Below are 8,314 nucleotides of genomic sequence, written 5' to 3' on the forward strand. Positions count from 1 at the left end.
CAGTCAATACATAAACCCTTGAACGCCGGACTCAAGCCGCCACGTCTGTAGCGCTCACTACAGAAATGGAGGCACGATGATGCTCGAGAACAGGACGGCTCTGGTGACTGGCGGCAGCCGTGGGATCGGGGCGGCCATCGCCCGGCGGCTGGCGCGGGAGGGCGCGGACGTGGCGATCACCTACGCCGCCTCAGCGGCCGGGGCGCAGGCGGTGGCGGCGGAGATTCAGGCGATGGGCCGGCGCGGCCTGGCGATCCAGGCGGACGCCGCCGATCCCGCCGCCGCCGAGACCGCGGCCCAGGCGGTCGCCGACAGCTTCGGCCGGATCGACATCCTGGTGAACAACGCCGGGGTGTTCGTGGGCCAAGGCCAGCCGATGGGCGAGATTCCGCTGGAGGACTTCGACCGCACCATCGCGGTGAACCTGCGCGGCGTATTCCTGACGACCCAGGCGGCGCTCCGCCACATGGGCGAGGGCGGCCGGATCATCAGCATCGCCAGCAACCTGGCCGAACGGTCCCTCATGCCGGGCATGGCCGCCTACGTGACCAGCAAGGCGGCGCTCGTCGGCCTGACCCGCGCCATCGCGCGCGACCTCGGGCCTCGGGGGATCACCGCCAATGTCGTGAACCCGGGCTCGCACGAGACCGACATGAACCCTTCCGACGGGCCATCGTCGGACGCCCAGCGCGCGTTCATGGCGATCCCCCGCTACGGCGATCCCGCCGACCTGGCCGGCCTCGTGGCCTGGCTTGCTTCGCCCGAGGCGCGCTCGGTCACCGGAGCCTCCTTCCTGGTGGACAGCGGCGCCAACGCGTGACCGTGCCGGTCGGGCCGGCGCTGGCCTTCGCCACGGGCGCGATCGTCACGATCGAGTTCAGCGCCGCGGGCCTGCTGCCGGACCTGGCCGGCGGCCTCGGCGTCGGGCTGGCGGAGGCCGGCTGGTTGGCCAGCGGGTTCGCCTTCGCCTCGGCGGTCGCCGGTCCGCCCCTCACCGCCTGGGCCGACCGGTTCGACCGGCGCCTGGCCCTGACGGCCGTGCTGGCGCTGTTCGGCGCGACGAACCTGCTGGCCGCCGCCGCGCCGGACTTCCGCCTCTTGCTGGGGATCCGCATCCTGCAGGGCGCGGCGCTGCCGGCCTTCGTCAGCCTCGCCATCGCCGCGCTGGTGGCGGCCAGGCCCGGCGAGCCGCAGGGCCGAAGCCTCGCCCAGCTGAACGCCGGCGTGGTGGCCGGCGCGGTGGTGGCCCTGCCGGCGGCGGTGCTGCTCGCCGGCCGGCTCGACTGGCGGGCCTGTTTCGCCGCCCTGGGGCTGCTGGCGCTCCTCGCCGCGGCCCTGGTATGGCGCGCGGCCCCCGCAGGTCGCGCCTCGCCAGCGGCAGACGGTGAGGCTTGGGCTGTTCTGCGGCGTCCCGGCGTCTTCGGCCATCTGGCGCTGTCGGCGCTGGTCTTCACCGCCCTCTTCTGCAGCTACACCTACCTGACGGCGTACCTGGCCCGGGTCGCCGGCCTGTCTCCGGCGGGCGTCGCGCTGATCCTGGCGCTGTTCGCCGCGGCGGGCCTGGCTGGCAACCTCCTGATGGGTCGGCTTCCCGACGCCGCGGCGCTCGCCGCCACCGCTGCGGCCATGCCGGTCTTCGCCCTGGTCATGGCGGGCGTGGCGGCCAGCAAGGGCGCTCTGCCTGCCGTCGGAATGCTCATCCTCGCCTGGGGCGGGCTGCACGCGGGCCTGTTCGTCGCCTGCCAGACGCGGCTGCTCACCGCAGCCCCGGCGGCGCCGGCCTTCGCCAGCTCGCTCAACATCGCCGCGTCCAACGTCGGGATCGCGCTCGGCGCCCTGATCGGCGGCGGGCTTGCCGAAACGGGCGGCCTCACCACGCCCATGTGGGGCGCGGCGGGCCTGGGTCTGCTCGCCGCAGGACTGGCCCTGGCGCTGGGCGCCGTCAGCCTGCGGGCTGCTCCTCGTCGTCCGAGAAGCCCATGATGTGGAAGCCGGCGTCGACGTGGATGCACTCGCCGGTGGTCGATTTGCCGAGGTCTGACAGCAGCCACAGCGCGCAGCCGGCGACGCCCTCCATCGAGGTGTCCTCCTTCATCGCGCTGAGCGAGCGGCCCTTGGCCAGCATGCCGCGGCCGCCCGAGATCCCGGCCAGCGACAGGGTCTTCATGGCGCCCGGCGAGACCGCGTTCACCCGGATCCCCTTCGGGCCCAGGTCGCGGGCGGCGTAGCGCACCGCCGCCTCCAGCGCCGCCTTCGCCACCCCCATGGTGTTGTAGTTCGGGATCGCCCGCTCCGAGCCCATGTAGGTCAGCGTGATGATCGAGCCGCCGGTCTCCGGCATCATCGCCGCGGCGCGCCGGGCGCAGTCCACGAAGCTGAACGCCGAAATGTTCATCGCCCGCAGGAAGCCCTCGCGGGTGGTGTTGTCGACGAAGCTGCCCTTCAGCTCGTCCTTGTTGGCGAAGGCGATGGCGTGGACGAAGAAGTCGATCTGGCCGAAGGCGTCCTTCACCGTCTGGAAGGCGGCGTCCATGGCCGCGTCGTCCGTGACGTCGACCGGCGCCACCACCTTGACCCCGATCTCGTCGGCCAGCGGCTGGACCCGGCGTTCCATGCCCGGCAGGTGCAGGAAGGCGATCTCGGCGCCCTGGGCGGCCAGCTGCCGGGCGATGCCCCAGGCGATCGACTGGTGGTTCGCCACCCCCGTGACGACGCCCTTCTTGCCCTTCATCAGGGTCCCGGTCGGCATCTGATAGTCGTCGGCCACGTGTCTCTCCCTTCGTGGTCGTGATCTCGCGCGGGTTTAGGCCCTTCGGGGCCGTGGTGTCACCCCCGCCGCAGTTCGGCGGGATCGAAGCCCGCCTCGCGCACCTTCGCTTCCCAGCGCGCCAGCGCCCGCTCGTAATAATCGAAGATGCACGGATCGCAGCCGCGGTGGCAGCACTCGTAGTCCTCCGGCTCGGCCGGAGGCGCGGGCACGCCGGGCGGGAGCTCGGGCAGGGTCAGACCCGGGCCATCACCAGGCAGCCGTTCGTGCCGCCGAAGCCGAAGCTGTTGCTCATCACCGTCTCGAGCTGGCGGTCTTCGCGCTGGCGCACGATCGGCAGGTCGGCGAAGGCCGGATCCAGGTTCTCGATGTGGGCGCTCTCGGCGACGAAGCCGTTGTTGAGCATCAGCAGGCTGTAGATCGCCTCCTGCGCCCCCGCCGCGCCCAGGCTGTGGCCCGTCAGGGACTTGGTCGAGGAGATCAGCGGGGCGTTGTCGCCGAAGACGGCGCGGACCGCCTCCATCTCCTTGATGTCGCCCACCGGCGTCGAGGTGCCGTGCGGGTTCAGGTAGTCGATCTTCCGGCCGCCGGTGGTCTCCATCGCCAGCTTCATGCAGCGCTGGGCGCCCTCGCCCGACGGCGCGACCATGTCGAAGCCGTCGGAATTGGCGGCATAGCCCACGATCTCGCCATAGATCTTCGCGCCGCGCGCCTTGGCCCGCTCGTATTCCTCGAGAACCACGATCCCCGCGCCGCCGGCGATGACGAAGCCGTCGCGGTCGGCGTCATAGGCGCGGCTCGCCTTGGCCGGGGTGTCGTTGAACTTCGAGCTCATGGCGCCCATGGCGTCGAAGAGCACGCTGAGGGTCCAGTCCAGCTCTTCCGTGCCGCCGGCGAACACCACGTCCTGCTTGCCCATCAGGATCTGCTCGTAACCGGTGCCGATGCAGTGGGTGGAGGTGGCGCAGGCCGAGCTGATCGAGAAGTTCAGGCCGCGGATCTTGAACCAGGTGGCCAGCGTCGCCGACGGGCCCGAGCTCATGGCCTTGGGCACGGCGAACGGCCCGACGCGCTTGGGGCCGCGCTCCCTGGCCGTCTGGGCGGAATCGATGATCGCGCGGGTCGACGGACCGCCCGAGCCTACGATCAGACCGGTCCGCTCGTGGCTGATCTCGGACTCCTCGAGGCCTGAGTCGGCGATCGCCTGCTCCATGGCGATGTGGCCGAAGGCGGTGCCCTGGGCGAGGAAGCGCGCGGCTCTGCGGTCGACCATCGCTTCCCAGTCGATCTGGGGCGCGGCGTGCACCTGGCACCGGAAGCCCAGTTCGGCGTACTCGGGCGCGGCGCTGATCCCGGATTTCGCTTCTCGCAACGAGGCCAGCACCTCGTTGGCGTTGTTGCCGATGGACGAGACGATGCCCATCCCGGTGACGACGACCCGACGCATAGTTCCCTTCCGTTACACGGCTTCTTCTAGGGCCGCTGATAGAGGCCAACCCGAAGGTCGGACGCGGTGTAGATCGGCTTCCCGTCAGCCTCGAGCACGCCGTCGCCGATGCCCATGACCAGGCGACGATTGATGACGCGCTTCATCTGGATCTTGTAGGTGACGAGCTTGATGTCAGGCGTCACTTCGCCGGCGAACTTCACCTCGCCGCAGCCTAGGGCGCGGCCGCGGCCCTTGCCGCCAATCCAGCCCAGGTAGAAGCCCACCAGTTGCCACAAGGCGTCGAGGCCCAGGCTGCCCGGCATGACGGGGTCGCCCAGGAAGTGGCAGTCGAAGAACCAGAGGTCCGGACGGATGTCGAACTCGGCCTCGATATAGCCCAGGCCGAACTCGCCGCCGTTGTCGTCGATGTGCGTCAGGCGGTCGAAGAGCAGCATCGGCGGCGCAGGCAGCTGCGCATTGCCGGGGCCGAACATCTCGCCCCGCGCGCAGGCCATGAGCTCTTCGAAGCTGTATTGGCTCTTGGCTTTGACCGGGCTCATTGGATCATCCGTATGCATTTCAGGCCTGCGCCCTATCAGAGCCCGGCCGGCGCCTCAACGGCATTGCGCCCGTTCCGCCGTGCCCCACAGGGCTCCTTCTCGCACCCAGCCGGTGGCCCGATCCGCCTTCACCCGGCACCAGCCCTTCTGACAACGCACCAGGGACGCCAAGGATCGGCTGCCCAGATAGGCGACGGTTTCGCTGCCGGGCTTGGGCTTCTTGGATAGCGGCTGCGGCCGGGCCTGCAGGTTCATCACCGAACGGCGGCCGTCGGTGACCCGCTTGTGCACCCAGGCCAGGCCGCCCTCCGGATCGCACACCCGGCGCCACTCGGCGGTTTCGGCGACCACCTGCACCGGCAGGCCCTTGGTGCGGTAGACCCAGAGCAGCCGGTGGTCGTCGCCGGGCCCGGCCCGGGCGTTCACCTTGCCGAATTTCAGCGTCACATAGCGCGGCACCGGCAGGCCGGACGGCGTCGGCCGGTCCGCAGCCAGGGCTGCGCCGGCCACCGTCAGATTGAGGACCAGGCTCGCCGCCACCCCCAACGCCGCAAACTTCGGCGCCCCCGCGCCTTGCACCTTCACGCCTTCGCCTCGCCTTGGCCGCTGGTGGGCCCTTTGCTAAGGGTCTCGTCAGACCGCGCGCTGCGACGCGCGCGGCGCAACGACTGTCCCCTTTTCAGTTCGCATCCAGCAATTTGCAAGAATGGCCGCCCGCAAGCCGAAAGTCATCGTCACGCGCAAGCTTCCGGACTCGGTCGAGACCCGGATGCGGGAGCTGTTCGACACCGAGCTGAACGTGACCGATCAGCCGATGAGCCGCGAGGCGCTGATCGACGCAGTCCGGCGCGCCGACGTGCTGGCGCCGACCATCACCGACGACATCGACGCCGAGCTCCTGTCGCACGCCGGCGAGAAGCTGAGGCTGATCGCGAACTTCGGCGCGGGCGTGGACCACATCGACGTGGCCGCCGCAATCGCGCGCGGCCTGACCGTCACCAACACGCCGGGCGTGCTGACCGAGGACACCGCCGACCTGACCATGGCCCTGATGATGGCGGTGGGGCGGCGGATCGTAGAGGGCGCGAACGTGGTCCAGGCGGGCGAATTCCGTGGCTGGGCGCCGACGTGGATGCTGGGCCGGCGGGTGACCGGCAAGCGGCTGGGGATCATTGGCCTGGGCCGCATCGGCTCGGCCGTCGCCCGGCGGGCCAAGGCCTTCGGCCTGCAGATCCACTACCACAACCGCAAGCGCGTCAGCCCTCGGATCGAGGAGGAGCTGGAGGCGACCTACTGGGACAGCCTCGACCAGATGCTGGCGCGGATGGACATCGTCTCGGTGCACTCGCCGCACACGCCGGCGACCTACCACCTGCTCTCGGCGCGCCGGCTGAAGCTGCTGCAGCCGCACGCGATCATCATCAACACCGCCCGCGGCGAGATCATCGACGAGGACGCCCTGGCCGACCTGCTGGCCCAGGGCAAGATCGCCGGCGCCGGCCTCGACGTCTTCGAGTTCGAGCCGGCCATCAATCCCAAGCTGCTGAAACAGCCGAACGCCGTCCTGCTGCCGCACCTGGGCTCGGCCACCGTCGAAGCCCGGGTGGACATGGGCGAGAAGGTGATCATCAACATCAAGACGTGGATGGACGGCCACCGCCCGCCCGACCGCGTCCTGCCGCAGATGCTCTAGGCGGCGCCGCACACCGGACATTCCGGGTCGCCGGCCACCCGCACGGTCCGGGTCTCGGCGGCCAGCGCGTCGTAGATCATCAGCCGGCCGGCCAGCGGGTCGCCCGCGCCGGTGACCAGCTTGATCGCCTCCAGGGCCATCATGGACCCGATCACGCCGGCCAGGGCGCCCACCACGCCCACGGCGACGCAGGTCTCGGCGTCGGGGGGAACCTCGGGCACCAGGCAGCGGTAGCAGGGCTGGCGGCCGAACACGCCCACCTGCCCGGTCCAGCGGCCGATCGCGCCGGAGACCAGCGGCTTGCCGTGGCGCACGCAGGCCTCGTTGACCAGGAACCGGACCCCGAAGTCGTCGGTGCCGTCCAGGACGAGGTCGACGCCATGAACCAGCTCGTCGGCGTTGGCGGACTCGAAGGCGCCGTGGAAGCCGGCGACGAAGACATGCGGGTTCAGCGCGTGCAGCCGGTCGGCGGCGGCGTCGACCTTCGGCCGGCCGAGGTCGTCCTCGGCGTAGATCACCTGGCGCTGCAGGTTCGAGCGGTCCACCTCGTCGGGATCGGCCAGGATGATGGTCCCGACGCCCGCGGCGGCCAGGTACATCGACACCGGCGCGCCCAGGCCGCCGGCCCCCACGATCAAGACGCTGGCGGCCTTCAGCTTCTGCTGGCCGGGACCGCCCACCTCGCGCAGCACCAGGTGCCGGGCGTAGCGCTCGATCTCTTCGTCGGTGAAAGTCATGACTTAGTCCCGTCTCGCTTGACCTGGCGAGCCGCCCTGCTCACATCGCGCCGATGTCGAATAGCGCAGCCTTTCCAGATTGGCACGGCACCACGATCCTCGCCGTGCGGAAGAACGGCAGGACCGTCGTCGCCGGCGACGGCCAGGTCTCCATGGGCCAGACGGTGGTCAAGGGCACGGCAAGGAAGGTGCGCCGCCTCGCCGGCGGGCGGGTCATCGCCGGCTTCGCCGGCTCCACTGCCGACGCCTTCACCCTGATCGAGCGCCTCGAGGCCAAGCTGGAGCAGTATCCCGAGCAGCTGGCGCGGGCCTGCGTCGACCTGGCCAAGGACTGGCGGACCGACCGCTACCTGCGGCGGCTGGAGGCCATGCTGATCGTGGCCGACAAGGACTCCATCTTCACGGTGACCGGCGTCGGCGACGTGCTGGAGCCCGAGCACGGCGTCGCCGCCATCGGCTCGGGCGGCAACTTCGCCCTGGCCGCGGCCAGGGCGCTCGTTGACGTGGCCGACCTGGACGCCGAGGCGGTGGCGCGCCGCGCCATGGCCATTGCGGCCGAGATCTGCGTCTACACCAACGGGGAGCTGACGGTTGAAGTGCTTTAGCGTCGCGGCAGCGGCGGCCCTCCTGGCCGGTTCGGCCCTGGCGAAGGATATCGATCCCGCGCCGGTCGTGGCCGCCGAGCGGGCCTTCGCGGCCGACGGGCTGGAGCTCGGGATCCAGGGCAGCTTCTACAAGCACTCCGCGCCGACCGGGATCGTCTTCGCGCCCGAGCCGAAGCTCGCCAAGGCGGTCTACGAGAAGCCGCAGCCGAAAGGGCCGCCGCTGGTCTGGTGGCCGTTGTGGGCCGGCATCGCCCGCTCAGGCGACCTCGGCTTCACCACCGGTCCCTACACCTTCGACGGCCAGCCGCGGGCCTGGTACTTCACCGTCTGGGCCAAGCAGCCCGACGGCGGGTGGAAATGGCTGTTCGACGGCGGCCCGCCCAGCAGCACCGCGGGGGCGGCGCCGAAGGACTCGCCCGTCGCCTATGCCCGCCTCTCCGAGCGCCAGGCCGGCTCCGCCGCCAAGGCCATGGGCGAGGTCACCCGGGTCGAGGCCGAGCTGCACGCCAAGGCCAGGACCGAC

10 protein-coding genes and 1 pseudogene are annotated in these 8,314 nt (G+C 70.8%); 5 read left to right on the forward strand and 6 right to left on the reverse strand.

All coding sequences use genetic code 11. From position 1 onward, the window contains the following. The first annotated feature begins 76 nt into the window (after nucleotides 1-76). Nucleotides 77-820: an SDR family oxidoreductase gene (locus tag RIF93_RS16185; protein WP_309092482.1), complete on the forward strand. Its 744-nt coding sequence runs from the start codon at nucleotides 77-79 to the stop codon at nucleotides 818-820. Further along, nucleotides 817-1,983 carry an MFS transporter gene (locus RIF93_RS16190; protein ID WP_309092483.1) on the forward strand — a complete coding sequence of 389 codons (1,167 nt, stop codon included), beginning with the start codon at nucleotides 817-819 and terminating at the stop codon, nucleotides 1,981-1,983. The genes RIF93_RS16185 and RIF93_RS16190 overlap by 4 nt, the downstream gene beginning before the upstream one ends. On the opposite strand, the gene RIF93_RS16195 is transcribed toward RIF93_RS16190, so the two are convergent. Genes RIF93_RS16195 through RIF93_RS16215 form a run of 5 tightly spaced genes read right to left on the reverse strand, consistent with a single transcriptional unit; the run spans nucleotide 1,943 to nucleotide 5,341 of the window. Then, nucleotides 1,943-2,767, reverse strand: coding sequence for an enoyl-ACP reductase (locus tag RIF93_RS16195; protein ID WP_309092484.1), 825 nt, complete (start codon nucleotides 2,765-2,767; stop codon nucleotides 1,943-1,945). The genes RIF93_RS16190 and RIF93_RS16195 overlap by 41 nt on opposite strands. 59 nt (nucleotides 2,768-2,826) lie before the next feature. Further along, nucleotides 2,827-2,979 carry an oxidoreductase-like domain-containing protein gene (locus RIF93_RS16200; protein WP_309092485.1) on the reverse strand — a complete coding sequence of 51 codons (153 nt, stop codon included), beginning with the start codon at nucleotides 2,977-2,979 and terminating at the stop codon, nucleotides 2,827-2,829. Between the two features lie 23 nt (nucleotides 2,980-3,002). Further along, the gene (gene fabB / locus RIF93_RS16205) at nucleotides 3,003-4,214 is read right to left on the reverse strand and encodes a beta-ketoacyl-ACP synthase I (RefSeq protein WP_309092486.1); all 1,212 of its coding nucleotides are present in this window, start codon (nucleotides 4,212-4,214) and stop codon (nucleotides 3,003-3,005) included. A gap of 26 nt (nucleotides 4,215-4,240) precedes the next feature. Continuing rightward, entirely contained in the window at nucleotides 4,241-4,756 is a 516-nt protein-coding gene (gene fabA / locus RIF93_RS16210; protein WP_309092487.1) for a 3-hydroxyacyl-[acyl-carrier-protein] dehydratase FabA, read from the reverse strand. Nucleotides 4,757-4,810: 54 nt separating this feature from the next. Beyond that, nucleotides 4,811-5,341 (reverse strand): SH3 domain-containing protein, encoded by a 531-nt coding sequence (locus tag RIF93_RS16215; RefSeq protein WP_309092488.1) that lies wholly within the window; start codon nucleotides 5,339-5,341, stop codon nucleotides 4,811-4,813. Between the two features lie 121 nt (nucleotides 5,342-5,462). On the opposite strand from RIF93_RS16215, the gene RIF93_RS16220 reads away from it, so the two are divergent. Further along, nucleotides 5,463-6,449, forward strand: a complete 987-nt coding sequence (locus RIF93_RS16220) for a D-glycerate dehydrogenase (RefSeq protein ID WP_309092489.1) — start codon at nucleotides 5,463-5,465, stop codon at nucleotides 6,447-6,449. Here RIF93_RS16220 and RIF93_RS16225 read toward each other — a convergent pair. Further along, on the reverse strand, nucleotides 6,446-7,186 hold the full coding sequence (locus RIF93_RS16225; protein ID WP_309092490.1) for a molybdopterin-synthase adenylyltransferase MoeB: 741 nt from the start codon (nucleotides 7,184-7,186) through the stop codon (nucleotides 6,446-6,448). The genes RIF93_RS16220 and RIF93_RS16225 overlap by 4 nt on opposite strands. A 53-nt stretch (nucleotides 7,187-7,239) precedes the next feature. On the opposite strand from RIF93_RS16225, the gene hslV reads away from it, so the two are divergent. Continuing rightward, nucleotides 7,240-7,791, forward strand: a complete 552-nt coding sequence (gene hslV, locus RIF93_RS16230; protein WP_309092491.1) for an ATP-dependent protease subunit HslV — start codon at nucleotides 7,240-7,242, stop codon at nucleotides 7,789-7,791. Beyond that, nucleotides 7,778-8,314: pseudogene (locus RIF93_RS16235) on the forward strand (DUF4440 domain-containing protein); the annotation flags it as partial. The gene hslV and the pseudogene RIF93_RS16235, both read left to right, overlap by 14 nt.

The organism is Phenylobacterium sp., assembly GCF_031181185.1.
GTDB lineage: Bacteria > Pseudomonadota > Alphaproteobacteria > Caulobacterales > Caulobacteraceae > Phenylobacterium.